General features: G+C 47.4%; 27 protein-coding genes. 4 read left to right on the forward strand and 23 right to left on the reverse strand.

Features of this window, described 5'->3' with window-relative positions:
• Nucleotides 1–14 precede the first annotated feature (14 nt).
• The 6 genes from tkt to ACI3EW_RS15585 form a co-directional block, all read right to left on the reverse strand.
• Complete coding sequence (gene tkt, locus ACI3EW_RS15560; protein WP_118297573.1) at nucleotides 15–1,997, reverse strand: transketolase; 1,983 nt, start codon at nucleotides 1,995–1,997, stop codon at nucleotides 15–17.
• 60 nt (nucleotides 1,998–2,057) lie between these two features.
• Nucleotides 2,058–3,491: a DUF5711 family protein gene (locus ACI3EW_RS15565; protein ID WP_405578035.1), complete on the reverse strand. Its 1,434-nt coding sequence runs from the start codon at nucleotides 3,489–3,491 to the stop codon at nucleotides 2,058–2,060.
• 116 nt (nucleotides 3,492–3,607) lie between these two features.
• The gene (locus tag ACI3EW_RS15570) at nucleotides 3,608–4,996 is read right to left on the reverse strand and encodes a LysM domain-containing protein (RefSeq protein ID WP_329751947.1); all 1,389 of its coding nucleotides are present in this window, start codon (nucleotides 4,994–4,996) and stop codon (nucleotides 3,608–3,610) included.
• A gap of 135 nt (nucleotides 4,997–5,131) precedes the next feature.
• On the reverse strand, nucleotides 5,132–5,734 hold the full coding sequence (gene yyaC / locus ACI3EW_RS15575) for a spore protease YyaC (RefSeq protein ID WP_215701907.1): 603 nt from the start codon (nucleotides 5,732–5,734) through the stop codon (nucleotides 5,132–5,134).
• A gap of 222 nt (nucleotides 5,735–5,956) precedes the next feature.
• Nucleotides 5,957–6,913, reverse strand: coding sequence for a M15 family metallopeptidase (locus ACI3EW_RS15580; protein ID WP_405578029.1), 957 nt, complete (start codon nucleotides 6,911–6,913; stop codon nucleotides 5,957–5,959).
• A gap of 87 nt (nucleotides 6,914–7,000) precedes the next feature.
• A complete protein-coding gene (locus ACI3EW_RS15585; protein ID WP_405578026.1) occupies nucleotides 7,001–8,101 on the reverse strand; it encodes a hypothetical protein in 1,101 nt (366 codons plus the stop codon).
• A gap of 250 nt (nucleotides 8,102–8,351) precedes the next feature.
• Between ACI3EW_RS15585 and ACI3EW_RS15590 the strand changes: the two genes are divergently transcribed.
• A complete protein-coding gene (locus ACI3EW_RS15590; RefSeq protein ID WP_118297578.1) occupies nucleotides 8,352–8,618 on the forward strand; it encodes a hypothetical protein in 267 nt (88 codons plus the stop codon).
• A 130-nt stretch (nucleotides 8,619–8,748) separates the two neighbouring features.
• Here the strand turns inward: ACI3EW_RS15590 and ACI3EW_RS15595 are convergent, their stop codons facing one another.
• From ACI3EW_RS15595 to ACI3EW_RS15605, 3 genes are all read right to left on the reverse strand, one after another.
• Nucleotides 8,749–10,098 carry a glucose-6-phosphate isomerase gene (locus tag ACI3EW_RS15595; protein WP_405578022.1) on the reverse strand — a complete coding sequence of 450 codons (1,350 nt, stop codon included), beginning with the start codon at nucleotides 10,096–10,098 and terminating at the stop codon, nucleotides 8,749–8,751.
• Between the two features lie 86 nt (nucleotides 10,099–10,184).
• Nucleotides 10,185–11,300, reverse strand: coding sequence for a hypothetical protein (locus ACI3EW_RS15600; RefSeq protein ID WP_329751943.1), 1,116 nt, complete (start codon nucleotides 11,298–11,300; stop codon nucleotides 10,185–10,187).
• 142 nt (nucleotides 11,301–11,442) lie between these two features.
• Nucleotides 11,443–12,135 (reverse strand): 5'-methylthioadenosine/adenosylhomocysteine nucleosidase, encoded by a 693-nt coding sequence (locus ACI3EW_RS15605; RefSeq protein ID WP_118297581.1) that lies wholly within the window; start codon nucleotides 12,133–12,135, stop codon nucleotides 11,443–11,445.
• A gap of 416 nt (nucleotides 12,136–12,551) precedes the next feature.
• Here ACI3EW_RS15605 and ACI3EW_RS15610 point away from each other — a divergent pair, with 416 nt between their 5' ends.
• A complete protein-coding gene (locus ACI3EW_RS15610; protein WP_118297582.1) occupies nucleotides 12,552–12,800 on the forward strand; it encodes a TIGR03905 family TSCPD domain-containing protein in 249 nt (82 codons plus the stop codon).
• Nucleotides 12,801–13,115: 315 nt separating this feature from the next.
• Here the strand turns inward: ACI3EW_RS15610 and ACI3EW_RS15615 are convergent, their stop codons facing one another.
• Nucleotides 13,116–13,646, reverse strand: a complete 531-nt coding sequence (locus tag ACI3EW_RS15615) for a DUF6147 family protein (protein ID WP_118650706.1) — start codon at nucleotides 13,644–13,646, stop codon at nucleotides 13,116–13,118.
• A 65-nt stretch (nucleotides 13,647–13,711) separates the two neighbouring features.
• A complete protein-coding gene (locus ACI3EW_RS15620; protein ID WP_405578014.1) occupies nucleotides 13,712–14,623 on the reverse strand; it encodes a DUF4367 domain-containing protein in 912 nt (303 codons plus the stop codon).
• A gap of 179 nt (nucleotides 14,624–14,802) precedes the next feature.
• Here ACI3EW_RS15620 and ACI3EW_RS15625 point away from each other — a divergent pair, with 179 nt between their 5' ends.
• A complete protein-coding gene (locus ACI3EW_RS15625) occupies nucleotides 14,803–15,873 on the forward strand; it encodes an undecaprenyldiphospho-muramoylpentapeptide beta-N-acetylglucosaminyltransferase (protein WP_118531423.1) in 1,071 nt (356 codons plus the stop codon).
• Here the strand turns inward: ACI3EW_RS15625 and ACI3EW_RS15630 are convergent.
• From ACI3EW_RS15630 to ACI3EW_RS15665, 8 genes are all read right to left on the reverse strand, one after another.
• A complete protein-coding gene (locus ACI3EW_RS15630; protein WP_405578011.1) occupies nucleotides 15,864–16,409 on the reverse strand; it encodes an RNA polymerase sigma factor in 546 nt (181 codons plus the stop codon). The genes ACI3EW_RS15625 and ACI3EW_RS15630 overlap by 10 nt on opposite strands.
• 32 nt (nucleotides 16,410–16,441) lie before the next feature.
• Nucleotides 16,442–16,858, reverse strand: a complete 417-nt coding sequence (locus tag ACI3EW_RS15635) for an HIT family protein (RefSeq protein WP_118321469.1) — start codon at nucleotides 16,856–16,858, stop codon at nucleotides 16,442–16,444.
• Nucleotides 16,858–17,475 carry a rhomboid family intramembrane serine protease gene (locus ACI3EW_RS15640; protein WP_118297588.1) on the reverse strand — a complete coding sequence of 206 codons (618 nt, stop codon included), beginning with the start codon at nucleotides 17,473–17,475 and terminating at the stop codon, nucleotides 16,858–16,860. Before ACI3EW_RS15640 ends, ACI3EW_RS15635 begins: the two co-directional genes overlap by 1 nt.
• Before the next feature lie 22 nt (nucleotides 17,476–17,497).
• The gene (locus tag ACI3EW_RS15645; RefSeq protein ID WP_405578006.1) at nucleotides 17,498–18,601 is read right to left on the reverse strand and encodes a putative NPN-dependent ornithine cyclodeaminase; all 1,104 of its coding nucleotides are present in this window, start codon (nucleotides 18,599–18,601) and stop codon (nucleotides 17,498–17,500) included.
• Nucleotides 18,602–18,793: 192 nt separating this feature from the next.
• A complete protein-coding gene (locus tag ACI3EW_RS15650; protein WP_118651444.1) occupies nucleotides 18,794–20,266 on the reverse strand; it encodes a DUF6382 domain-containing protein in 1,473 nt (490 codons plus the stop codon).
• On the reverse strand, nucleotides 20,266–20,679 hold the full coding sequence (locus tag ACI3EW_RS15655) for a hypothetical protein (RefSeq protein WP_142410687.1): 414 nt from the start codon (nucleotides 20,677–20,679) through the stop codon (nucleotides 20,266–20,268). Before ACI3EW_RS15655 ends, ACI3EW_RS15650 begins: the two co-directional genes overlap by 1 nt.
• Nucleotides 20,676–21,110, reverse strand: coding sequence for a prepilin peptidase (locus ACI3EW_RS15660; RefSeq protein ID WP_329751939.1), 435 nt, complete (start codon nucleotides 21,108–21,110; stop codon nucleotides 20,676–20,678). Before ACI3EW_RS15660 ends, ACI3EW_RS15655 begins: the two co-directional genes overlap by 4 nt.
• Nucleotides 21,107–21,883, reverse strand: a complete 777-nt coding sequence (locus tag ACI3EW_RS15665; RefSeq protein ID WP_405578001.1) for a hypothetical protein — start codon at nucleotides 21,881–21,883, stop codon at nucleotides 21,107–21,109. The genes ACI3EW_RS15660 and ACI3EW_RS15665 overlap by 4 nt, the downstream gene beginning before the upstream one ends.
• 87 nt (nucleotides 21,884–21,970) lie before the next feature.
• Between ACI3EW_RS15665 and ACI3EW_RS15670 the strand changes: the two genes are divergently transcribed.
• On the forward strand, nucleotides 21,971–22,144 hold the full coding sequence (locus ACI3EW_RS15670; protein WP_182426478.1) for a hypothetical protein: 174 nt from the start codon (nucleotides 21,971–21,973) through the stop codon (nucleotides 22,142–22,144).
• On the opposite strand, the gene ACI3EW_RS15675 is transcribed toward ACI3EW_RS15670, so the two are convergent.
• The 4 genes from ACI3EW_RS15675 to ACI3EW_RS15690 form a co-directional block, all read right to left on the reverse strand.
• Nucleotides 22,136–23,986 (reverse strand): DUF5702 domain-containing protein, encoded by a 1,851-nt coding sequence (locus tag ACI3EW_RS15675; protein WP_405577998.1) that lies wholly within the window; start codon nucleotides 23,984–23,986, stop codon nucleotides 22,136–22,138. The two genes, ACI3EW_RS15670 and ACI3EW_RS15675, sit on opposite strands and share 9 nt — an antisense overlap.
• Nucleotides 23,987–24,136, reverse strand: a complete 150-nt coding sequence (locus ACI3EW_RS15680) for a Flp1 family type IVb pilin (protein WP_405577995.1) — start codon at nucleotides 24,134–24,136, stop codon at nucleotides 23,987–23,989. It lies immediately after the preceding gene.
• Between the two features lie 108 nt (nucleotides 24,137–24,244).
• Nucleotides 24,245–24,613 carry a DUF6262 family protein gene (locus ACI3EW_RS15685; protein WP_008400326.1) on the reverse strand — a complete coding sequence of 123 codons (369 nt, stop codon included), beginning with the start codon at nucleotides 24,611–24,613 and terminating at the stop codon, nucleotides 24,245–24,247.
• Entirely contained in the window at nucleotides 24,610–24,984 is a 375-nt protein-coding gene (locus ACI3EW_RS15690) for a DUF6262 family protein (RefSeq protein ID WP_008400327.1), read from the reverse strand. The genes ACI3EW_RS15685 and ACI3EW_RS15690 overlap by 4 nt, the downstream gene beginning before the upstream one ends.
• Nucleotides 24,985–24,999 lie beyond the last annotated feature (15 nt).

A 24,999-nucleotide genomic window follows, 5' to 3' on the forward strand; every position in this document is an offset into this window, starting at 1 on the left:
CACGTTCGGGTTATTTAGAACAGTGTCTTTACTGTATTTACAACGTTCTCAACTGTAAATCCGAATTTCTCGAACAGCTTCGCTGCCGGGCCGCTTGCGCCAAAGGACTTCATTGTCACATAAGCGCCGTCGAGGCCGACATACTTGCCCCAGCCGAAGTCGGAAAGTGCCTCAACGACAACTCTCTTTCTGACCTCTTTCGGAAGTACGGACTCTTTATACTCCGCACTCTGCTCCTCAAAGATATCCATACACGGCATGGATACGACACGGATCTTCTTTCCTTCGTTTGCAAGCTCTGCTTTTGCCTTGACCGCAAGATCAACCTCAGAACCGCTTGCGATGAGGATCGCATCCGGTGTTCCTTCGCAGTCGTCGATGACATAGCCGCCCTTTAACGCTTCCTTGCTGCTTCCCGGGATCGGATTGAGATTCTGTCTGGAAAGAACAAGCGCTGTCGGTGTCTTTTTGGATGTTGCTGCGGAGAGCCATGCTGCAGATGTCTCTGTCGCGTCACACGGACGGAATACATGGAAGTTCGGCATTGCGCGGAACATTGCAAGCTGCTCGATCGGCTCGTGGGTCGGTCCGTCCTCACCAACTCCGATGCTGTCGTGAGTCAGAACGAAGGTCAGCGGAACTCCCATCAGAGCGGAAAGTCTTGCCATCGGTTTTACATAATCACTGAATACGAAGAATGTCGCAACGTAAGCGCGGAGACCACCGTGAAGCATGATGCCGTTTCCGATCGCTGTCATCGCAAGCTCTCTTACGCCGAAGTGAAGGTTTCTGCCTGCCGGATTCTCTGCGGAGAAATCTCCTGCATCCTTCATTGCTGTCTTGTTCGACGGTGCGAGGTCAGCGGAACCGCCGATCATGTTCGGCATGATGTCCTTTAAGATGTTGATCATCTTGCCAGAAAGGGAACGTGTTGCCTCTGCCTTGTCTTTTGTGAGCCAGAGTGCCTCGTTCTCGATCAGTGCCTTTGCGTCCGGAGCTGTATGGTACTGCTCCCAGAGCTTCTCCATCTCCGGGTACTCATCACAGTATGCAGCGAACATTGCGTTCCACTCTGCCTCTGTGTCTGCTTTTTCCTCTGCAAGACGGGAATAATGCTCATAAACCTCTTCCGGTACGAAGAACGGCTCCTCATACTTCCAGCCGAGGTTCTCTCTCATTGCCTTGATATTGTCAACACCTAACGGCTCGCCGTGCGCGCTGGCTTTTCCCTGTTTTGCCGGGCAGCCGAAGCCGATCTCTGTCTTGATCGTGATGAAGGACGGATGCTCCGTATCAGCCTTTGCAACTTCGATCGCAGCGCCGATCGCATCGATATCTGTTCCGTCTTCGACTGTGATCGTCTGGAAGCCGAATGCTTTCATGCGCTCTTCCACGTTCTCGCGGAATGCGATGTCCGTGCTTCCTTCGATGGAAATACGGTTGGAGTCGTAGAGAACGATGAGTTTTCCAAGTCCAAGTGTACCTGCAAGGGAGAATGCTTCAGAGGAGATTCCCTCCATCATGCATCCGTCTCCGCCGAGTACATATGTGAAGTGATCGACAACCGGATAGTTTTCCTTGTTGAATACAGCTGCCAGATGTTTCTCAGCCATCGCCATACCAACTGCCATTCCCATACCTGCGCCGAGCGGTCCTGTTGTCGCCTCAACGCCTACGGTGTGACCGTATTCCGGATGTCCCGGAGTCAGGGAACCAACCTGACGGAAGTTCATTAAATCTTCCTTTGTCAGACCATAGCCGAACAGATGAAGCAGGGAATATAACAGCATGGAGCCATGGCCGCCGGATAAGATAAAACGGTCACGGTTCGCCCACTCCGGATTTGCCGGATTGTGGTTCATATGGTGTGCCCAGAGCTCATAAGCAGCCGGTGCGCTGCCAAGCGGAAGTCCCGGATGTCCGGAATTTGCCTTCTGGATCGCATCTGCGGATAAAATTCTGATGGAATTGATCGCCAGATTGTCGATTGTGTTCATTGTTTCATTCCTCCTGATAATCCATAAGTGTTGGGAACTGTTGAAGTTTCACAGTTTCATTTACCTTAAATTAATCTCTTTCATCACCTCGCTGCCTGCGGTGATCAGAGAATTGGTACGATTTTTTCCAGCCCTGACGAGCGATACAGAATAATCGAACTGTCCGTTAAACTTTTCGTGCCCGTCCAGGTTGTAGACCCTGCATGATTCCTCATTATACAGGATAAGCCTGTCCCCGTCAATGAGAGCGCCCGTGTAGGCGTAGTCGAAATCAATGCTTGTAACTTTCTTTCCATCCGTGTTGTATACATCAAGCCGGTACGGACTTCCGGATGTGCTGTCAACAATGACAGCCGCGTATTTATCCGAGTAGCAGATACTTCGGATCTCTTCTTCTACCGGAACATAGATCACATTTGTGTCCGGTATCACATTTTTTACAGAGATAAAGGTCAGTCCTTTATCGGAAAAGGCGCAGACGGTCTGGTCATTTAAGTATCGGACGCGCCCCACCATCTTATCATCAAATTCTTCCTCAAACGCGGCGATGAAACGGTTGTTGACATTCTTTCCGATCTCAGAGAAATCGTAGAACGCGACCTTGTTCTTTAACGCGCCGTTTTTCATGTACATGATGGACATGACGATCTGTTTTCCGTCGGGGGAAAGTGCGATGTCCACCGGATAACCGTCACCGGAAAGGAGCATCTTGATGTTGATCCCGAGCGACTCGCCGTCCTTCTTGAAGTAGAATATGTAGCTCGCCGTGCTGTCCTCGACTACGGCCGCCGCAACGCCGCGGGCCGATACCGCCGCTTTCGTGATCGGAAGCTGTGTCTTCGCGGTTCCGGTACATCCCTCTTTGTTGCAGATGTACATCTCATTTCCCTGCTGATCCGCGATCACGGCATAATCCCCGTTGATATTGATGATCGGGGTCTTCATCTCATAGCTCTGTGTCCAGATCGTCTTGCCGGAGGCATCAATGTAGGAAGCACCGTCTTTTGTGTACTTGATCATATTGTCGCCGAACACGGCAAATCGGATAAAACTGCTGTCGCTGACTGTCTTTGAGACTTCGGCCGCGGAAGTTGCCGCAGAGTCGGAGTTTCCGGTGTCCGTACCGGCAGCGCTTTCTGCCGCAGCGGTCTCATCGGTCTCATCGGTCCCATCTGTTCCCTCATCGGCCGCCGCACTTGTTTCCGGCGCCTGTGTTTCTTTATCCGCGTTGGACGTATCAGTATACCGCATGGAGCGCTCCCACTGAACACTGTAGCTGGTATATTCATACTCATTCATATATCTGTATCCGGTAAATCCCAATGCTGCAAGGAAACATGCGGCTGCAACTGCGATGATCCGCTTTTTCTTTTTATATCTGGCAAGCCGTTCGTCATCCATCGGTTCATCCGATCCGACGTCCGGCATCTGTACGATATTTTGTCTGAGCTGCCTCTTTTTGTTCTCTCTGTCCATAGATTGCATATCACTCATAAAAAATCTCCTGAAAAATGGACATATATAGATTAGTATACACCATTTTCAGGAGATGCGCATTAAATTCTTTGTTTTTATTCCAGTTCATTCCGGCAGGCGGAAATACCCGATTTCTATGGCAGGACCAACTTCTGCCCCGCTACGATATGGTTCACATCGTCCAGGTGATTGAGCGCGCAGATTTCGGACAACCGCTTTAAATTTCCGTACTCTTTCCAGCAGATCCCATATAACGTCTCACCGTCACCGATTTCATAGATCCGATAGCCGTTCGCGGCCGCGGCGGCGTAGTCAACCGGCTCTTTTCCCTGACCGGATGCGTCGCCCTGTCCTTCCTCTTTTCCCATACCGACACGTGGCGAGGTCGGAGCTTCAGCACTGGTGGGTGGAACTGCTTCCTCCACGGCTCCGGACGCTGCAGCGGTCTCGGTCCCGTCAGTACCGGGCTTTCCTGTTGAAGCAGCTGTATCTGGATTGTCTGGCTGGCTTGAAGCAGCGGATTGCCCCAACACGCCGGTTGTCTCCGGATTTCCTGTACTCTCTGATACTTCTGAAGATTTGCTGTTCGTGCCTGCCTCTGTCGCTTCCATCGTCTCCGCCGCGTAACTTTCCCCGGTCTCCCTGCTCTCATCCGTCGGAAATACATTTCCCGGCCGCTCTTCAATGACAAAATCCGGTTCCTGATTCAGCTTGTCCAGATAATCGCTCCAGTTTGCCGTCCCGGCAGGCACCACGGAAGTCAGCACCGTCTCCATCTGCCGCATCTTGTGATAATTATTGACGAGCACAACACCTCCTGCCAGGACCGCCACCGTGAGGACTCCGCACGCCGTCCCCAGGATCCCGGACATATGCCGCCCTGCGTCCGCCTGTTCTTTCCTGACCGTCATCCGCTGCCGGAAATCTTTGATGACCTTCTCATGCGAGCCGGATTCCACCCGGCGCACGTCTTTCCTGGTCACCATGTAATCCTGCATCATCTGATTTCTCTCGTAATAGATGCAATGTCCTTTCAGCCGGTAAAAGCCGTCCTCCGAAGTGATATAGACTGCTTCCTCACCTTCCAGACCATGATTTAAATACATCAGCTTGTTTTTCCCGTTAAAGTACTGGTTGTGCAGTTTCCAGTAATTCAGGGGACTCAGCTGGCTCGACGGAGTGCCGCAGATAAACCATCCCTGAACGGTCCGCTTCGGAAACGACTCCTCGATCCCACGATACGCCTTTTTCCAGGCATTTTCGGAAAATTCCACCTTCTCCCCGGATACTTCCACGTCCTCCATCTCGATGGCGCCATCGATAAAGATATACGGAGTCCCGTCATAGTTTTCCGTATTTCCCAGCAAAAGTCCCACACGCAGCGTCTGATTTCCTGCCGGATACAGGCGTTTCAAATATGTATTTACATAGTCCTCCACATACAGCCGGACCACCTGGTCCGTATCACCGATCTGGCGGATATTTTTCGGAAGTTTCGGAAACGGATTGTATAATTCTCCCATGCTGCCACCTCGTTCTATCTTCAGGCAGCCGGCATGTCCAGACAGCGGCCGGCCGCCTCTTTATTTACGCGAACCACGTAAACGCGCTTCGTCGAATTCTTTCCGAAGTATAGCATGGGAGATCTGCAAAACATGTCAAAACGGCACAGTCTGACCGGAAAAGTTTTCGACACGTCTCCCGATGATCCGCAATCCAAGGCAGATGCTGCGGCTGATGCAGTCCGCAAGCCGCATGACCTGGGACAGGCGTATGCTCTGTAAAAATAATGGGTCTCCGCTCTCCGCCCCGCCGACGATCCCGGTGATGGAAATGTCGCCAACGGCGGTAAGTTCCTTTCGCACGCCGAGTCCCGGGCGCAGCGGCCCTTTTTCCAGCGTCACAAGCCCCACATGATCCCAACGGCCCACGGCGGCGTCCACAGCTACAATGATCGCATCCGGGTAATGTTCTTCCATCTCCTCGATCGTCCGGTCAAGGTTCACCGCATGGACCGGATGTTCCAGTGTCCCGATCACCGTCACATCGCCGGTCACCTCCGCCGCCAGCTTTGAACCGATGAGCGGTCCCAGACTGTCCCCCGTGGACCGGTCTGTCCCGATACATAAAAATACGATCCTGCGGCGCCCGGATGCCCGCATCTCATTCATCAGAAGAAGCAGAAGTCTCGCCGCAAATTTCTCCGCCTCAAATCCCGCTTCCGTATCATAATAAGTGATCTTCCGCCTCCCGAATCTCATCGTGAACACTCCGTTTCCTGGTTGGTTTCTATGAGACATTATAGGCGGGATTCAGGAAGATTATACATGTGCAATAACAGCGAATGTGCCTTGGTGCACAATACCTTTGGTTTTGTGTAGAAAATCCTGATGAAATTTTTATAAAATTGAAAGAGGACCGGGTATGATATATCCCCGATCCCCTATTTTTATCCTGTTTTTCTGTATTGCATCATTGATCTCTTAATACTCAAAATGCATCAGATCCGCTCTGCTGAATCCAACTCCCCATCTCCAGCCATGTTTTCCGAATGCCTTTACGACATCACTGTCACGACTGATAGAATACGGATTTACGCTTGGCTCCCATTTATTTCCAACAAGAACCGTTTTGCCATCTGTATCTATCTGTGGGTTTGCGTCCGGGTTAATATCAATGGCCAGACCCAGGCTGTGATTGCTTCCCACTCCGTTGCTTCTCCAGTTATATCCGCCAACACTTTCGATCGGGAACTGTTCCGGTCCATTATAGATTTCTGTAAAAATCTCTTTTACCTGATCTGCGACAGAACTTAAGACCTGTACATGAGCTGTTCCAGCAACTTTTTGACCGTTTTTCAATCTCCAGACAGGAATCTCTACGCTGACCACTTCCGCAGATGCCGTCGCATCATTCTGATTGGCTAAAATTCGGTCAACCTGTTCATTTACCTTTGCATCACGCTCTGCGCTGCGGCCATCCCAGCTATAATATTTTGCATAGTAATGATAGTATGCTATATCTAATTCACTTATTCCATCTACTTTGAAATACCAATCTGTATCATAAGAATAGCTGCTGTTGGAATTTGAACTGTTAGAGCTACTGTTGTTTCCGGATCCGCCGTTCTTTGTCTCGCCGCCGGCTTTCTGCTTTACCTCGCCTCCAACGACCCAGGCACCGATCCTGTTTACTTGGTAACCATCCGGTGTGGTGGTATTTCTAAGAACATATCCGTTGGAGTCAAAGTAAAAGCTCTCCGCCATTCCATCATTATCGGTATCGATCCATGTCCATCTTCCCTTGGGATATGTTCCATCGTCAAACTGATACCACATTCCGTTTGCATCCGATTTCCATGTCCCGGCAAACGATGCGAACGGCATCGCCATGCAAAATACAGTGGCAGCAAGCGCAAGTTTTATTCCATACTTTTTCATCTTTTGTCCATTTCCCTGTAATTCTGTCCTTTTTGTAACTGCTCAGTATTTCCTGACCATATTTTATTGCGGCCAGTGCATCAGCTGTTATTTCGCCGTATCTCCCTGACTCTTATAGACCGAGATCGCATCACTGATATTGGATGCCGCACCGCTTCTCACGATATCCGCAAGCGCCGCGAGTTTCTCCGGCGTCATATATTCTTTTCCTATATAAACCTCGTAGTGATCCGTAATGAACAATGCTTTTTCCTTCGCAGCCGTCCGCGTACCGCGGAGCTTTTCTGACAGAGAAGAAAGCTCGTCCTCCATCCGGTTGATCTCCTCTTTGTTGTTTGCCGTGATCTCATCAGAGATGATCGTCCGTGTCACGGTATCGAAGGTCGTAAGTGCTTCCTTCTTTTTCCGGTTGATCTCCGCCGCATCCTGGTCGAGCTGGGCGATCTCATCGTCAAATTTCTGGAGATTGTAGACCGTCTCGTTCTTATCCCGTCGGATCGTCTTCGCGATGACCTTCATCTCTTTTTTATTCGCGCGGATCTTCGCCTGGATCCCAAGTCCTTCTTTCAGCACTTCCATATAGCGCACCTTGGTCATGTTTCCGATCGTTACATAGATCCCGCCAAAGATCAGGATCGCCGCCACATAGATTCCCACTAGATACATAGTCCGTCTCTCCGGAATCAGGAAATATGCTCCGCACGGGATCGCGAGGAAGCAGATCATGATCGTCATGAGAAGTGCCAGAAAATCCTTAAATGTTCTCGTAAAATAGAGCGCGTAATAGTAACTTCCACGGCAGAATCCCGGAACATGGTTTGCTTTAAACAAAGTTTTCATCTGGTCCGCAAGTTCTTTATTCTCCCGCACAAGCCCCCTGGTATCTTCCTCGATCCGCTCTTTGACACCCTGGTTTTTCGCTTTTTCACGCTTCGCTCTTACTTTTTTCAGGCGATCCTGCACCTTCCCGAGCTCCGCATCGTAGCTTTTTGTGATCTCCTCTTTCCGCTGCTTCACCGTCTGGCTGATGGTTTCTGTAACAGAACGCTGTTTTCCCTTGAGGGAACTCTCTAACTTCTTCTCATCCGCTTCGAGCTGCTCCACCTCTGTATTCAGAGCTTCCAGTTCCTCAACTGCCTGTCCTGCGCTGGCAAAAAAGGCAGCATGATCTGTAATTGGCTGTCCCATCTTTTGTCCTCCTGGCTTTGGTTCAAGTATGTCATCAAATGTCCATATAGGTATAGATTACTACAATTTTTCAGGCGATACAAGGCATTTTCAGTAAAATTCGCATGTCCGTCCCGTGTGATGCCAAAACGTGCTTTTGTAATTTCAAAAATGCGCTGCCGCTGTTCACGTGGCTTTACTTTCTTAAAAAAATCCGTTATACTGTTTTTCAAATCATGACCGTGAACGAAAAAGAATGGAGGACTGTTTTATGTTCCGAATCTGGGGAAAAATATGGAAAGATAATCATCTGATCAAAGATATGGTGTCCTGCAACAACGACTATTCCATGTCGAGAACCGCCATGGTATTTCAGGCTCTGGATGAGATCTGTCACGAATTCGACTTAAGCCAGCCGATCTGGCTCGATTCCAATATCCGCGATTTTCAGCTGCATGATAAGACACGGTTTACGAAAGACAGTTTTATCGAATCCATCGACTTTGATTATCTGGAGTTTCAGGTGATCGAGGAGTGATCAAAAAACGACTGATCTGCCCGTTGTGTCATTTCTGCCCTGACACATGGAGATCAGCCGTTTTTATTTTATCGTTTCTCATCCTATCCGGCAACATTTTGCCGAATACGTCTAATATTATATTTCTTTATTATAATCTCTTGAGAAGCGCCTCTCTTGCCTCCTCATAACCCGGTTTTCCGAGCAGCGCGAACATGTTCTTCTTATAGCTCTCAACACCCGGCTGGTTGAACGGGTTGACTCCGAGAATGTAGCCGCTGACGCCGCATGCAAACTCGAAGAAGTAAAACAGCTGACCAAGGCTGTAAGCATCCTGCGCCGGGATCTTTACCATAAGGTTCGGCACACTGCCGTCTGTATGCGCAAGGATTGTTCCGTTCATGGCACTCTTATTTACAAAATCAACGGTCTTTCCTGCCAGATAGTTCATGCCGTCTGTATCGACGTCCTCTTTCTGGAGAACAATCTCCGCCGGGGATTCTTCCACGTTCAGAACTGTCTCAAACATGATGCGGGCACCATCCTGGATGAACTGCCCCATAGAGTGAAGGTCTGTTGTCAGATCTACGGCTGCCGGGAAGATACCTCTCTGGTCTTTTCCTTCGCTCTCGCCGAAGAGCTGTTTCCACCACTCAGATACATAATGAAGGCTCGGTTCGTAGTTTGCTACGATCTCCACCTGTTTTCCTTTTCTTAACAGGATATTGCGGACTGCGGCATATAAAAGAGCCGGATTCTTCTCATATTCTGTCTCAAGAGCAACCTTTCTCGCATCTGCTGCCCCCGTCATCAGGGCATCGATATCCGCACCGCTGACTGCGATCGGTAAAAGACCTACGGCTGTGAGCACGGAGAAACGTCCTCCAACGTCATCCGGAACAACGAAGCTCTCGTATCCCTCTTCGTTTGCCAGATTCTTTAAAGCTCCCTTTGCCTTGTCTGTGGTCGCATAGATCCTCTTGTTGGCCTCTTCCTTACCATACTTGCTGATCAGCATTTCCTTGAATACGCGGAATGCGATCGCCGGTTCTGTTGTCGTGCCGGACTTGGATATAATATTAATGGAGAAATCTTTTCCTTCCAGCACATCCTGAAGATCATGAATGTATTTGCTGCTGATGCTGTTTCCTACGAAATAGATCTCCGGAGTTTTTCTCTTTCCCTTCGGCAGCACATTGTAGAAGCTGTGGGATAAGAATTCGATCGCAGCGCGGGCACCGAGATAAGATCCGCCGATACCGATCACAAGAAGTACATCTGAATCGTTCTGAATCTTCTCTGCCGCTTTCTTGATCCTTGCAAACTCCTCTTTATCATAATCAACCGGGAGGTCGATCCATCCAAGATAATCATTGCCTGCACCGGATTTTGCTGTCAGGACATCTTTTGCACCCATAACGATGCTCTTCATGTTCTTCATTTCCTCTTCACTGATAAATCCGGCTGTCTTGGAATAATCAAATACGATTTCTTTACCCATAACCCTGTCTCCTTTTCTTGTGTGAGATTCACAGTCTCTGTCCGTTATTATACCACTTCGTGAAACCCTTGACAATGCTTCGCATTCTAAATCAGTGTGTTAAATAATGTTTTCAGCAGCGCCATTTCTTCCGCCGGGATCGAGTTCCGTATCAGCTCAAGATCATCCGGCATTTTCTGACTTTCGCCCGGCTGTTCCCGGCTTGCGGCGATCTGCCTCAGGCTTTCGCTCAGGTGGTTGATGCTCTGGGCAAGTTCTGTCTCACTCGTCAATACTTTTCCACCCGTCCCCATGCTTTTTGAGCCGGCATCCCGGGCATTCTGGCCCGTGCTTCTATTATAGTCGGTTTTTCCTGTTGGCTTTTTTGATGAACTGCCGATACTATTTCCATTTACGGCCGGACCGGTTCCATTCCCTTCAGACACAGATGTTTTTCCGTCCAGCCGCGACAGCTTCACGGCATCCCCGGTTCTTGTAAGGTTTTCATTTTCCAGATTCTCTGTTTCATCGCTTTCATCAGAAATCTGTGCGTCTTTTTTCCTTCTGAGAACAGAAAAACGTCCATTTCCTCTGCCATTTCTCACACTTTCCTGAGTTCTCCCATAGCCTGTACCATTGTCGGAAAAATCTCCAGCCGGAGAAGCTCCCACCGCCTTTTTCCGCTCCTGTCCGGCATAAACGATGTTATCCACACTTTTATAGAAATGCGGTGAGTTTTCCACATAATCCACCAAATGATCCGCAAGCTGTTTCCGTTTCATTCCCGTCCCGATCCAATTGTCCACAAATGCAAGAAACAATCCGCTAAAGACGCCTGCCGCACCATATAATACGATGTAGGAATTGTCACATCGATACCAGTATGCGCCAAATGCCGTTACTCCTCCGACCATAAAGCAGAGGATCATCGCCTGCACGGACAGTTTGTCCCAGCCATCGAGACTTACATGGAGAAATCGGAATCCGTAGAGCTGTTTTTCTATGTATGCGTTTACATTTCGGATCCCGTGGTTGATAAGGAACACATTTTCCATGCGCTGTTTCAGCGTCTTTAAGTTCTTATCTTTCGTCAGCGCCATATTTCCGGTTTCTTTGATCAATCTTTTGTAGAGGCTTCCTGTTGCGAGCTTGCTGAGTGTCCCGAGCGCACAGATTGCCGCCAGAACATAGAGCATTCTCCCTGTCTGTAAAAATTCCAGCATAATCAGTTCCCCTTTCTCCGTCCGGATCATTCCAGATGATGCCACTAATTATAGCGGGCTAGAATGATTTTGAGAAGATTGAGAACGGAAGAATCGTTCGTCAAATGTGGACAGGAAACGAGTTCTTAAGGTAATGACAAGATCAAAGTCTTTTTACTAAAGCAAGCATGAGATTTACAGAATGTTCAACCGCCTTTGCCTCGAACTCACCGTAATCCATATGGGCACTGTCATCTGCTTTATCAGAGATCGCGCGGACGATCAGGTACGGAATCTTATTTAAGTATGCCGCCTGTGCAACAGCTGCGCCTTCCATCTCTGCGCAGTACGCGTCAAATGTGTCACAGATCCATTTTTTCTTTTCCTTACTGTCAATAAACTGGTCACCGCTGGCAACGCGTCCTTTGAAGGTGCTGATGTCCGGGTTTGCCTCTCTGCACGCCTCTTCCGCAAGAGTTAACAATCTCTCATCCGCCGGAAATTCCTTTACACCGAGCTGTGGGATCTCTCCGACCGGATATCCGAATCCGCCTGCGTCCACATCATGCTGTACTGCCACTGTGGAGAGAACGAGATCCCCGATGTTGATCTCATTTCTCAGGGATCCCGCGATTCCTGTATTCACGATCCCATCAACCTGATAGAGATCCACAAGGATCTGACTGCAGATACCAGCGTTTACCTTACCGATACCGGAACGAACAATGACAACGTCTTTTCCTTCCAGTTTTCCCTTGCAAAAGTTCATTCCGGCCACTGTCTTCATTTCTGTCTCTGTCATTTTTGCGCGAAGTTTCTCAACTTCTACTTCCATTGCTCCGATAATACCAAGCATTTGAATTCCTCCGTGTTATAACATTATTTTACCAAAATATCGATCCTGTTTGAGTTTCAGACAGATTCTCACCATCTTTATCGTTTTCATTATACGGGATAATGGGGCGCAGGTCAAATAAAGTTCCTTTTCATCGTTATCTTTGGCGAACTAATATAAGTCGCTGATACACCCTGCCTTCACACTGTAACGGAAATTTTCCGATACACCGAATCAGGGATCGGCAAAATCCGCATCCGCAACTGTATGATGCAGATTGTTCATTTAACGAATTTCCGTCCCGCGAATAGTACGGGCAGAGTCTCCAGCAAAATGGACTTCAGTGCTTCTCTTGACAATGATTCTCTGCTGTGAGTATAATAAGGATACTTTCAATTCGGCCATACGGCCAGACTTTTACAAACGGAGGTTTTTATATGGTATACAAGACACAGGGCACCTGCTCCAGAGAAATCCATTTTGACGTAGAGAACAACAAACTCAAAAACGTAAGCTTCGTTGGCGGATGCAACGGCAACTTAAAGGGTATCGGCCTTCTTGTTGAGGGCATGGATATCGACGAAGTGATCAAAAGAGTCGAAGGCGTAAGCTGCAACGGCCGCCCAACTTCATGTCCAGACCAGCTTGCAAAAGCTTTAAAGCAGTATAAAGAGCAGCAGGCGTAATCCATCTTCGAACCCATTGATCAGACCGTATACTATTTATCTAATCGCTTTTATACACAGAAATATCAAAAGGCTCTATGTCAACAACGAAACAGGATTCTAAGCAATTCCCCCATCGGTTGATATAGAGCCAAAAATAGCCCCGCAAGAGGTTGTATTGAGCGGGGCTACTTCTTTTCATTCAGTTTATAAATTTTGAATCGTTGTTCTTACTGACCTCGGTCGGCCTTATCCTCAGTCTCCTCCATCAACCATCTCCCTTTATCAAACATGTATTTATATTATTCGGCCGAAATAATATACGAAATTTACGAGTTATACCTCGTGGTCGGTGAGAAGAACGCCATCAGTCTGAGTGGCTTTTCCTTCCATGTTATCTCCCCACTCAACAAGATGCATTGCCCGTGCACGGTAATATTTGTTGACTTCACAGCCTGATACAGTGAAACCTACATGGTAGGATGATAACCTCGGTTCTTCTTCTATACTTTTTACAAAATCCCAGTGATTAACATTTACCCAATCTTCTTTCTTTTCATCCCATACCTCTAAAAATACCGTCTGATATATTTTGTCAACAACTACATGTGCATATGTATCTACGGAAATATGTAATGTACCATCCTGCTGATTAGTGATTTCCAACATTCCTGTCGAAAACACTTTGCCTCTGGTAATATTATCCGTTATATTCGTTGATGTTCTTTCTCCATTAGTCAACACAGTACTCTGCATATTTGTGCGCGCCAATTCTCCCCAGGTTACATTTGGCATTGCGTATGCCGTATTCGTCATCATTACCATACCCACCAACACACCATAGATACATCTTCTAACTTTTTTCATAGCTCATTTCTCCTTTACTTTATTTATTAATATAAACGTATGCAAAAAAGAAATGTGACCGTTTTTTAGGAAAAATATAAATATTCTAATATCTCTTTAAATTTTTCTTCCGGAATAGATCCATAAATACAATAGTAATAATTCTTAATAGGAAAAATTGCTCCACATTCTTGAGATCCATCATCCAAAGAATTTACAGAATATTCTATTTTTTGATTAATCCATTTGTTTATAACAACTTTTTTATTCTCCCTATCTGATACTATTCTCGTCGATGATGTAGTCTCCTTTTTTCGTTGTATAAAGTAAATAAATTTGTCGTTATAACTAAAACGGATTTCAACGCCATCTTCATACATATCATATCCATCAAATTTCATTCCTGATGGATAATAACCAAACAACAGTATTGGAATATCTAATTTTTCTTCTATCTCTTTGTATATTGATTCCAACTTGGAATCTTTTAGTAAATTTTTATCATTATCTAATGAAATCTCTGCAGCACTACCAGATTTCCTAAAGAAATAACTCTTCTTCCCAATCGCCGTCCCCCCAAGCATCCCCGCGATCACTGCAACCAGCGCCGCCGTAGCCAGAGCCTTCTTTTTCCCAAACCGGACAATCTTCTTTTTATTCTGCTTTTCATCCTGCTTTTTCTCAGGTTCCAGCGGTTCCGTTTTACTTTCTTCTCCCGGTGCACAGTCTTCAGCCTCTGCCGTTATTTCCGGGATTGCTCCAGCCTGTGCGTCCGGCTTCATCGTTTCCGGTGCTGCTTCAGCGGCTTTCTTCTCCATTTCAGCTTTCCGCTCCATGAACCGCTTCATAAGGCGCTCCTCGGCTCCGGCAAAAGAAACATCCTTAAAATTTTCATTCACATGATCCAGCTTTTTTAACAGCTGCTCATCGGAGTATCCAAATGCTTCCTGAAGGCATTCACTTATTTTCTGATCTTCCTGATTTTCCATGTCTGCCATGATTCAGCACCTCACTTCTTTTCTTCCTTCGTTTCTTTTAGGGGTTGACATTTCTTTTTCAGCCGTTACTATTAAAATATCGGTAATCTCGTGTATCTTGATCACCGCACATGGGTTCCCGCATAACCTGCCGGAGCCGAAACTCCGGACAATTGTCCGGAAATTCCATGGAGGCATTTATGAAAACAATTATTCTCACCGGCGGCGGCACAGCCGGCCACGTTACACCGAACCTCGCCCTGATCCCGTCCCTCAAGGCAGCCGGTTACGATATTCGATACATTGGTTCCTACAATGGTATGGAACGCAAACTGATTGAAAACGCAGGGATTCCTTATGACGGAATTTCTTCTGGAAAACTGCGCAGATATTTCGATCTTAAAAATTTTTCCGACCCATTCCGCGTCTTAAAAGGTTACGCGGAGGCGTTAAAACTCTTAAGAAAATACAAACCAGATGTTCTCTTTTCAAAAGGCGGCTTTGTAGCGGTTCCGGTTGTTCTCGCCGCTAAGCACTACCATATCCCGACGATCATTCATGAATCAGATATGACCCCGGGTCTGGCAAACAAACTCTGTATCCCATCCGCCAAATGGGTATGTTGCAACTTCCCGGAAACTCTAAAATATCTTCCGGCGGGAAAGGCAGTTCTCACAGGATCCCCGATCCGTGCGGAGCTTCTTCAGGGAGACAGACTTGCCGGTCTCCAATACACCAACCTCTCCGCTGCAAAACCGATCATCCTGGTTATCGGTGGAAGTCTCGGCTCCGTCAAGGTAAATGGCGCAGTCCGCAGCATTCTTCCAAAGCTCTTAGAGCAGTTCCAGGTTATCCACATCTGCGGAAAGGGAAACCTGGATGAATCCCTGATCGGGACTTCCGGTTATGTTCAGTATGAATATGTTGACAGTCCGCTGAAGCACTTATTCGCAGCAGCTGATCTGATCGTCTCCAGGGCGGGCGCAAATTCCATCTGTGAAATTCTTGCGCTCAGAAAGCCAAACGTCCTGATCCCGCTCTCCGCCGCTGCCAGCCGTGGAGATCAGATCCTGAATGCAAATTCTTTTGCAAAACAGGGGTATTCCACAGTCCTGGAAGAAGAGAAAGTAACGGATGATACTCTTTTTGACGCGATCCATGATACTTATGAAAATCGCCGGACATTTATTGAAAATATGGAAAAGAGTCATTTAAATAACGCGATCGATACGATCATGAAACTGATCAACGACTGTGCGGATCACAGATGACCTTTGTCAATATGACTTTGCAGTTCTTCTCTTAAGTATTTTCTCGCTCTTGAAATTCGCGAACGACACATGTCGTTCGTGATTTCAAGACGCTCACAAATTTCTTCAGTCGTCAGCCCCTGAATGAAATACATGATCGTAACGTCTTTCCACGATTCTCGTAATCCATCCAGGATCTCATAAATCTGACCACAGCTTTCTCTGCTGATCACAGCCTGAAGCGGGTCATGTGCAGAAAAGTCCGCGATGATCTCCAGCTCGCTCAGATCTTCATCCTCATTCGGCCTGATACTTCGTTTCTCTTTTCTGAAATAATCAATGCATTTATTTTCAACAATACGGGCCAACATTGCCTTTACGACTTTTTCATTTTCCAGCTTCCAACCATAATCCGCCCGGTAGAACGACCAGAATGCCTCCATGACAATATCTTCTACATCGTCAAACGGCACTCCGATCGCATACGCCAGCTTCATATACATTTGAGCATATTGCGTAATCAGTACTTGCAGCAGTTCATCTTTGTCCTGCGGCATATAATCTCCTTCAACTCTTTTCTGATTACCGTTTACAGTGCACTCTTGATCTTTTCTGCAGTTTCAGCGAGCACTTCCGGTTTTTCCTCTCCCGGTGTCCAACCGGCAATGACCGGACCACCCTCATAACGCGGAATTACATGTACATGGAAATGAAATACCGTCTGGCCGGCTGCCTCACCGTTATTCTGAACCAGGTTAAAACCGGCACAGCCGAGAGATTTCTTCATTGCTGTTCCAAGTTTTGCCCCGAGAGGAAGTACTTTTGCGGCAATCTTCGGATCCAGTTCGGTAACGTCCTTAAAATGTTCTTTCGGAAGGATCAGGGCGTGACCTTTTGAAGCCGGACCAAGGTCCAGGATTACACGAAAATCCTCATCCTCATATACCGTTGAAGATGGGATCTCACCATTTGCGATCTTACAGAAAATACAATTACAGTCTTTCATTATATGATACCTCCGTTCGGCCATCGGTCTCCCTTAGGCCTATGATATAAAATTATAGCAAGAATAATGCCGATTACAAGGCCAGACAGGTGTGCAATGTTGTCCACACCGGTACTTGTATAGCCCAGATACAGGGAAAAGAAGATCATGACCACAAGCTGTCTTGTATTCAGATCCTCCAATCTTCCTTTATTAATCGTGACCACGTAAAGCAGCCCACCGACCACTCCAAAAATTGCACCAGACGCTCCTGCTGATACTGTCATTGTATCAGCTGTATGCGCCATCATCGACACCCAGTTCGAGCCAATCCCACAGAGCAGGTAAAAGATCAGATACTTCACATGCCCAAGTGCCCGTTCCAGATTATCTCCAAGAACAAACAGGACCAGCATATTATTCATGATGTGCCGGATCCCGAAATGCATGAACATTGCCGTCAAAAGCCGGTAATACTCACCGTCCTCCAGGACCGCCGGCGCGTACATTGCACCTTTTGTATACATGAAATACGCGTCCTCCGACGAACCTGTGATCTCAAGATACAGGAAAAACAGCACATTCAGAGCGATCAGGAGTCCATTTACATAAGCCTTTTTTCCATATTGGCTTCCCATGGGTTCCATCCTTTCCATGCTGTTATTTCATGACGCCAAGTCCTTTTGCGATAATCGTGATGAAGTCCTGTACATTCGTCACGATGGTCGTCGCCGAAAGACTTCCCCGATCCATGAGCTTGTTCACAACAAATTCATCTGCATCGACCGTGTACAGATAGACCGGTCGGATCGTTCCGTCCTTCATCACGCGGAATGACGGTGTCATATTTCCCGTCGCGATCGTATGGAGCATAGTTGCCAGGCAGATCACGCAGGTTGCGTCCCTGACCATATCCCGCATTGCACTCTGCCCCTGGTACGCGTCTCCGATCACCTCCGGCATCGGACCATCGTCACGGATCGAACCGGTCAGAACAAATGGAATATGATTTTCTACGCATCCGTAGATAATTCCATTGTCAATATGATTTTCCTCGATAAACTTTGGGATCGATCCGCTTCTCCGCACCTTGTTCAGCACATCCAGATGGTTATAATGTCCGTTTGGCTGGGAAACCTGTGTATAAATATCCTGTCCCAGCGCAGTATGTAACAATGCACCTTCCAGATCATGAGTCGCAAGCGCATTTCCGGCCATCAGACCATGTGCGTATCCATTCTCGATCAGCGACTGCATCGCGTTTCTCGCGTCATAGTCGAAGGAGAACGCCGGTCCCATGACCCAGACGATCTTTCCATGTTCTTTCTCATACCGCAAGAGATCCATCAGGCGGTCATAGTCTCTCGCATAGGAGGTCTCTCTGCTCCGGCCCTGGCGAAACACAAACTTATCCGCAAGTGCTGCCTCTTCCTCTGTCTGAAATCCGGTGCTGTGGACATAAATGCCCTCTTCACAGCCTTCACTCCGTCCCAGGATCACCTTATCTCCTTTTTTGAGATTCCGGTTTTCAACCACTTCCAGATGTCCATCCGGACAGATCACTACGCTGGAATCCATGCGGCTTTCTTCCGCCAAAACCCATTTCCCCTGGATCTTAAAATATTCCGGGAACATGGATGTGCTGTGAAAATATTCAGGAGCTACCCCATCCATCTCCACAACTTCCCATCTTGCGTCAGGAGCCTTCAAAAATTGTTCCTGTGAAAAATCGGGATGATGATATTCCGGTATCTGAAATGCCATGATACCCCCTCCTTTCATTATTGATGGATTTATCATAGACCAAATATCAGAAAAACACCACCCCTGTTTTTATTTTTCCACTGTTACAGTACACGGGCACTCCATATCTCCTCACTATAACAGGATTCTTCCGATACTTCCCATTCCGAACCGGCAAAATCCACGATGGCTCAATATATGCTTGTCTGTTTTCTATAAGAAACGATATCTCTGATCCGCAAAAGATAACTGATCCCCCGGAGAGATCGTCATGCTTTCATTTGTTTCCAGAAAATGACCGTTCACACTCGTTCCATTCGTGGAGTTGAGATCCGTGATGATATATCCGTCCCCGCTTTCCTCGATCTTCGCATGGATCCTGCTGATCTGGGGAAGATTCAGGCAGAGGTCCGAGATTTCCCGGTTCTTCCCGATCAAAAAGGGAAAATATCCGACCTGAACATCTTCGCCTCCGTTCTCCGGTACGAGCCGCCTTGTCACCGGATAGATCTGCCGCCCGGTAAGAAGGACCGTATGCATCTCATCCGCGTCTTTTTCCCGCCCGGTCTTTTGCTCGGTTTGTGACCCGCGATCATTCTGATCCCGTTCTTCCTGAAAAAAGTGTTTTGCTGCGCCTGAATATCCCGCTTCCGGGATTCCTCCCCGCTCCAGCTCCTCTTCCTCCCGGAACATGATCTCCCAGTCCTCTCCGTTCTCCTCCTCATCTTCTCCTTTCTTCCCGCCCGTTTCTTTTCCCACAGCAAAGATCCCGGCAAGAAGAATTCCCCATGCAGCTAAGATGCCCCATTTTAAACGGATCACCAGTTCCATTCCACCGGCAAGAAATACAGCCGCCGGAACTGCAGGCAGCAATATTCCCAGCAAAACCTGCAAAATTCTCCATTTTATGTCCGGCTCTTCCGTGTCATCGGCGTCCTCCTGTTTTTCCTGCTCTGATTTCCGGACCTGTTCCATATATTTTCCCGGTTTCTTTCCTTCTCTGCGTTCCTGCTTTCCCACATAAAATTCTCCCGGATCTGGTTGCTTTTCTTCCTGATCTGCCCGTAATTCTCTCTTATCATCTATACATCCTCCCTGAATTTTTCTCTCATATGTTTCCATTTTTCCTGCTTCCCTGTCGTTTTTTCCACCCGCCCTCAGACATGATTCCAGATCCGCGATCCCAAAGTTCTCCTTTTCTCCTGCTTTGAACAACGCAAACGCAAGGATCACCGCATCACCGTCCGTATGATCCACATGGTCCAGAATATATCTGGAGAGTTTGCGGAAATTTATTTCAAACGATCCTTCCGTTCCCGGAATAAAACAAAAATTTGCCTTGAGATCATCCGGATCCACATAGATCAGATCGGGATCCAGGGCAAGCTGATCTCCATCCATCAAAAACTTTTCTAAAGCTGCCATTGCCATGAGCAGATCTTCCATGATCTGCCGGATCTCTTTCGCTGTAAAAAAGCGGTACTCCATCATCCTGGAAAGTGCCTGTTTTGAAGTAATGTTAAAATAAAGATAGCTTTCCCCATCGACCCGTTTTTCCCGGAAAGGAAGCAGTCCTGTGATCCGGTTTTCTGACAGCATGCGCAGCGAATATGTTTCATTCATTTCCGTTTCCGGATGCAGGACCATATAATTCCGGTTCATTTCTCTCTTAAATTCCGTCCTCATCAGTCCTCCAGCCTGTCCATGATCTTCTTTGCGGCATCCTGTTTTCTAAGGAAAGTTGCCGGCTGAAAATCGGTCCGCTCCATACTCAGATGCCAGTCTCCTGCCGATGCGTCTCCTGTAATCCCGGTTATCCCCGTTTTCAGGCCGATCGTGTACTCTCCAAGAAAAAGTCTCGGATTTCCCATCCGGGTTCCTTCCGCTTCGAACATATCTGGCGTTTTTTTCTTATCAACATTATTTCTCACCCTCTCGATCGTCTCTTCCAGGATCATACCCCCTGTCACAGTATCATGAACGGTATAGGCATACCGGATCAATGAGGCCAGCGACAGGATGACCACCGACATGACTATGGATGCCTCAACAGTCATACTTCCATCGTATTTTTGATTCTTTTGCCTTTTTTCCCTCATAAAACTCTCATCACCGCCATCCACAACGCAGTCGGAAGCAGAAATGGCAAAAATGGAAGCCGCATTTTCCGCAGATTCCCGTTTCCGCCTCCTATCGTCATTACACTTACCGCCATCGCAAGTCCAAAAATACCGCAAAAGAACTGTCCGGAGATCAACAGCAAGACTATCTCCTTCCATTCAAGGAAAAAACCGGCCACAAGAAAAAATAATCCATCTCCCTCCCCGATAATTCCATCCGCAAACCGGTTTATGAGCAAAAGTGCAATCCCCGGGATCATCGCCGGAACAATTTCTTCAAGTACACGGCCTTCCAGCACACAAACAGCCATCCCTGCTGCCGCACCCGCAGTCAATACCTCCAGGCTGATACTTCTTGTTCTGAGATCCTGCCACGCAGCGATCCCCAAAAACAGAAAAAACAGACTCATTCCAATTCCCCCTTTTTTCTCGCACAATAGGAACATAGTCCCATATGTTCCGCTTCCCCGCGCGGCATTTCACGGACATAAGAGATCATAGATGCACAGTTTTTATCGAAATGGTAATGTTCCCCCGCTACTGTGACATAGACGATCCCGGATCCGTTTTCCTTTCCCGCACACACTGCGCAGGGCGTTCGCTTTTTCCCATAGCTCCCGCCTTTTTCCGCTTCCATCTGCGGCACGCTCTGGTACTCATTGGAAATATAATGGCAGTCACGAAAAAGATGATAACGCCCCATCCCGGCCCCCACATAGACGATCTCTTCGTCCGAATCGCGGTCCGTCTCCAATCCGGTCCCATTTCCTCTCAGTTTTCCCCTCAATCCGATCCATGTCCGCCTTTTTACAGCTGCATTTCTCTGTTGTTTTCCAAGAATTCTCCCATAAAAAGGAACATCTTCCCGGTACTCCACCTCAAATGTGATATCCCCATTTTCTCCATACACCTCTGCCTGTTTTACCAGTACATGATCCGCATACTGCCCGACTCTTCCCCTGATCCAGAGTGCTGCTGCCGCGTCTGTACAGAATGCGGGAAGTCCGCTATTTTCTTCTTCAGGATCCGTATCCATCAGAAGACCATACTGGCTGATCTCCTCCCCTATCCGCTCGGTGCAGGTCTGCACTTTTCTCTGCCGGTCAAGCCAGGATACCGGCTGCAGAAGTGCCAGGAAGAAAAATATCGCGAGCGGAAGCGCAATGGCTGCCTCTGCCGTCATAGATGCCTGAAATCCGGAGGCGCATGGATGTACTCTCCTTGCCGGCGGGGTTAAAAACGTATATTCGTGTACCTGGAGAGACACTTTTTGATGAAAGAAGAGTTTTCGTATATTGATTTTCATAAAGAAACCGGCAAAGAAGAGCACGTCCACACACCTCCTTTCTTTAATTTCTCAGCATTTTTACAGCAACCCGCAAACCTCACTCCAGATCTGCTCCGGCAGCATGATCCCGGCATTCTGTTCCAGCCGTCAATATGATCCCGCCGCATGTACTGTTCCTCTGTATTCCTCTTTTTGAAAAAACATATGCTTTTGCATGACCTCCGCCTCGATCTCGATCTGATACGCACAGCTCGCTACGGAAAAATCAGCCTGTCCCATCCGGATATTCCACTGGATGAGATCCATCATGCGGAAATTTCGTTCCCCGCGGTCCATAAAGAACATCATGCAGCTCAAATATTCCGTATAATTTCTCCCGTCCTGTCCGCTCTCTGCCGTTTCTCCCAAAAACGACTGATCCAGCAGACCGGAAAGTCCTGTTTTCCATGTCGCATCCGTTTTCCAGAACGAGACCCTGCCTCCGGCCAGAAGTGTCTTTACATCCAGCACTGCTTCCCCAAATGCCCATAGCGTCAGGATCAGGAATGAGACTGCCATCTGAGCCGGGATGATCCCCGCTGTCACTGCTGCTGCCAGCGCTTCTGCTTCCGCCTTTTTAGCAGGAGAATTGAGCAGATACAGAAGGTTCATCGATCCGCGCAGCATAAGCACCTTGTTTACCGCTTCTTTTAAGTTTTCACGGTCTGATTTTTTCCCTGAGAGAAGATATTCCATCTCATAATCAAGAGCAGCATCCGCCTCCCCTGTTCCGTCCGTAAATGATCCAAAATAAAGCGGAATATATTTGCTGACAAGCAGTTCCTTTTCTGCCGTCTCCAGGATTCCCATCGCTCCTGATCCGGTATTTTCAGATCCTGTCTCATGTTTTCCCGCAGATGGGATCCCGTTTAAGGATACTGCCCGCCCGGAAACTTCCGTTCCCGCCGGGAGCAGCTGTTCAAAAAGCTCTTTGTCAAAAAGCTCCTCCAGTCTCTCCAGGGCAGCCACTTTTTTCGCGTCTTTCGGTCCGGAGTTCTCTGACTCCGGGATCTCCATTTCATCAGCACACTGGCTGATCGCATCCCAGTCCACGTCGTCCTCTTCATCCGTGTCCGGCTCCATCTCGAGATACCCACAGGCTTCCTCTAAAAGTTCCAGATTTCGTTCCACCTGTGTTTCTGCTTCCCGATACCTTTGCAGACGCTCCTTCGCGCTTTTTATGACCTCCCCGCATGCGGAAATTTCCTGCCCGAGAGTCTCCGCTGCTGTTTCATCCTCCACAGTCTTGAACCCTGATTCTTCATTCTCTTTCTCCAGCCGTCTGATCTCCTGTTCAAACTGTTCCACAAGCTTTGGGAAATCCTGGAATTCCTTCTTTAATTTCCTGGCACTCCTTTTCAGCGCAGACACACTCTCATCAGATGCTGCATTGCTGAATCGGTTCTTACAAGTTTCCATTTCCAGCAAAGAATTTTCAACCTCCCGGGCCGCCTTCTCCAGTCTCCGTACTGCCCGTCCGGACTTTCGGCAGGAATCATACAGATTTCGGAAATCTCCCGCTTTCTTTACCTGTTCCGCCTCTTTTAAGAGCCCGCTGCCGGATGCAAAAAGTTCCGGGACCCGGTACTTCATGTAATCCGCGATCTCTTCCTCCAGCCACCGTCCATCCTCATCAGTCATGCGGAGTACCCCGGAGAGAGAAACCTTTTCCCGTCTTGCCGGATACATATTGGTCTGTTCCAGATAAAAATCAAGATAACGCCCGAATGTCTCCTGGATCGCCGCCTCCGAGTCATATTCCAGAAACAGGAGCTGATAGCGATCCCATAAATTTCGGTTATAATAGCTCATCACCGATGAGACTGCCGAGTCAGACGCCATCCTCAGATACAGTCTTGCCCCGGCCGTCCTGGCTGATTCTAAAAGTCCAAGCATCAGCGACATCACACACAGGATCGTCAGACTCAGAAACACTGTGATCTCTCCCCGGTACCGCATTTAATATACCTCTTTCGCCTGTTTATTGATCTCCGTGAAAATTCCGGTCAGAAGTTTGTTGATCTGGGTCTTAAATACAATGACCAGACCGATCAGCACGACAATAAAATCCAGTACCTGCCCCGGAATGCTTGAAAATAATTGTCTCATCTTTCACATCACTCCGATGTGTAAATTATTTTTCTTTTTAATTTAGTAAAAAAGCAGGCTCTTGGATATCCTCTTGTCCAAAAGTCTGCTCTCTTACTTTATGTAAAATTACCTATTTTCTTTCAACCTCTGATTTTCCTCTTCTAGTAATTCTATCTGCAGCTCTAGCTCTTTAATTCGTCTCTTGTATAAAATCATTTGTCTTTTCAGCTGCTTATTAACTTCCTCAGTCGCTCTATCAAAAATTGCCTTTTTAGGGTTATAACATTCTCCCTGCTTCAATTGTGCATCTTCTACCATTTGTTTGGCCTGCAAATTTCTATAAAAATAGCTCCTATCCACCCCTGCATATTTTGCCAATGCAGTAATTGATATCCGCTCCTTTCTTCGAAGCATCGCATCAATCTCTCTCTGAATAATTTCTAAATTCTCTTTTTCTTGCTGTTTCTTGAGCCCTACAATTTTATCATACTTCATTTAACATCACTCACACCTTCCTGTTGTCTTCGCAAAAAATCTAACTCTGATTCTAACTTTTGATTTTCTGCTTTCAATTTTATAATCTCGATTCTCATAGCTAACAATTTTTCCTTATACTCATCAAGGAGTTCCACTTCGTCTATGTTCATTTTATAGCTTTGATTTTGAATATCAACAGCTTTATGTACTTCTTCTTTGATTTTTGGATTTCTGTAAAAAAACGAGTTAGATAAGCCTGTTCTTTTGCATAATCCGGAAACTGTAATCCTTTCGCCCTCATTACGCATTCTTTGAATTTCATCCATTGCTAGTTTTACTTTTTGCCTGCTTTTTTCCTGGCTCATTTCGATGATTTTATTTGCCTTCATCCTTAATCACAACCT

Source organism: Pilosibacter rotomagensis, assembly GCF_045062245.2.
In the GTDB taxonomy this organism is placed as follows: Bacteria; Bacillota; Clostridia; order Lachnospirales; family Lachnospiraceae; genus Pilosibacter.

Excerpts from the sequence above, each read along its gene's own strand:
- ACI3EW_RS15585 (WP_405578026.1), bottom strand. The coding sequence starts at position 8,101 with ATGGGACAGCCAATTACAGATCATGCTGCCTTTTTTGCCAGCGCAGGA.
- ACI3EW_RS15590 (WP_118297578.1), top strand. The coding sequence starts at position 8,352 with ATGTTCCGAATCTGGGGAAAAATATGGAAAGATAATCATCTGATCAAA.
- ACI3EW_RS15600 (WP_329751943.1), bottom strand. The coding sequence starts at position 11,300 with ATGCTGGAATTTTTACAGACAGGGAGAATGCTCTATGTTCTGGCGGCA.
- ACI3EW_RS15685 (WP_008400326.1), bottom strand. The coding sequence starts at position 24,613 with ATGAAGTATGATAAAATTGTAGGGCTCAAGAAACAGCAAGAAAAAGAG.
- ACI3EW_RS15645 (WP_405578006.1), bottom strand. The coding sequence starts at position 18,601 with ATGGCATTTCAGATACCGGAATATCATCATCCCGATTTTTCACAGGAA.
- ACI3EW_RS15580 (WP_405578029.1), bottom strand. The coding sequence starts at position 6,913 with ATGAAAAAGTATGGAATAAAACTTGCGCTTGCTGCCACTGTATTTTGC.
- ACI3EW_RS15675 (WP_405577998.1), bottom strand. The coding sequence starts at position 23,986 with ATGCGGTACCGGGGAGAGATCACAGTGTTTCTGAGTCTGACGATCCTG.
- ACI3EW_RS15655 (WP_142410687.1), bottom strand. The coding sequence starts at position 20,679 with ATGAGGGAAAAAAGGCAAAAGAATCAAAAATACGATGGAAGTATGACT.
- tkt (WP_118297573.1), bottom strand. The coding sequence starts at position 1,997 with ATGAACACAATCGACAATCTGGCGATCAATTCCATCAGAATTTTATCC.
- ACI3EW_RS15640 (WP_118297588.1), bottom strand. The coding sequence starts at position 17,475 with ATGGGAAGCCAATATGGAAAAAAGGCTTATGTAAATGGACTCCTGATC.
- ACI3EW_RS15665 (WP_405578001.1), bottom strand. The coding sequence starts at position 21,883 with ATGACGGCAGAGGCAGCCATTGCGCTTCCGCTCGCGATATTTTTCTTC.
- ACI3EW_RS15635 (WP_118321469.1), bottom strand. The coding sequence starts at position 16,858 with ATGAAAGACTGTAATTGTATTTTCTGTAAGATCGCAAATGGTGAGATC.
- ACI3EW_RS15680 (WP_405577995.1), bottom strand. The coding sequence starts at position 24,136 with ATGAGACAATTATTTTCAAGCATTCCGGGGCAGGTACTGGATTTTATT.
- ACI3EW_RS15610 (WP_118297582.1), top strand. The coding sequence starts at position 12,552 with ATGGTATACAAGACACAGGGCACCTGCTCCAGAGAAATCCATTTTGAC.
- ACI3EW_RS15570 (WP_329751947.1), bottom strand. The coding sequence starts at position 4,996 with ATGGGAGAATTATACAATCCGTTTCCGAAACTTCCGAAAAATATCCGC.
- ACI3EW_RS15650 (WP_118651444.1), bottom strand. The coding sequence starts at position 20,266 with ATGAGGACGGAATTTAAGAGAGAAATGAACCGGAATTATATGGTCCTG.
- ACI3EW_RS15690 (WP_008400327.1), bottom strand. The coding sequence starts at position 24,984 with ATGAAGGCAAATAAAATCATCGAAATGAGCCAGGAAAAAAGCAGGCAA.
- ACI3EW_RS15595 (WP_405578022.1), bottom strand. The coding sequence starts at position 10,098 with ATGGGTAAAGAAATCGTATTTGATTATTCCAAGACAGCCGGATTTATC.
- ACI3EW_RS15625 (WP_118531423.1), top strand. The coding sequence starts at position 14,803 with ATGAAAACAATTATTCTCACCGGCGGCGGCACAGCCGGCCACGTTACA.
- ACI3EW_RS15605 (WP_118297581.1), bottom strand. The coding sequence starts at position 12,135 with ATGCTTGGTATTATCGGAGCAATGGAAGTAGAAGTTGAGAAACTTCGC.
- yyaC (WP_215701907.1), bottom strand. The coding sequence starts at position 5,734 with ATGAGATTCGGGAGGCGGAAGATCACTTATTATGATACGGAAGCGGGA.
- ACI3EW_RS15660 (WP_329751939.1), bottom strand. The coding sequence starts at position 21,110 with ATGAGTCTGTTTTTTCTGTTTTTGGGGATCGCTGCGTGGCAGGATCTC.
- ACI3EW_RS15565 (WP_405578035.1), bottom strand. The coding sequence starts at position 3,491 with ATGAGTGATATGCAATCTATGGACAGAGAGAACAAAAAGAGGCAGCTC.
- ACI3EW_RS15630 (WP_405578011.1), bottom strand. The coding sequence starts at position 16,409 with ATGCCGCAGGACAAAGATGAACTGCTGCAAGTACTGATTACGCAATAT.
- ACI3EW_RS15620 (WP_405578014.1), bottom strand. The coding sequence starts at position 14,623 with ATGGCAGACATGGAAAATCAGGAAGATCAGAAAATAAGTGAATGCCTT.
- ACI3EW_RS15615 (WP_118650706.1), bottom strand. The coding sequence starts at position 13,646 with ATGAAAAAAGTTAGAAGATGTATCTATGGTGTGTTGGTGGGTATGGTA.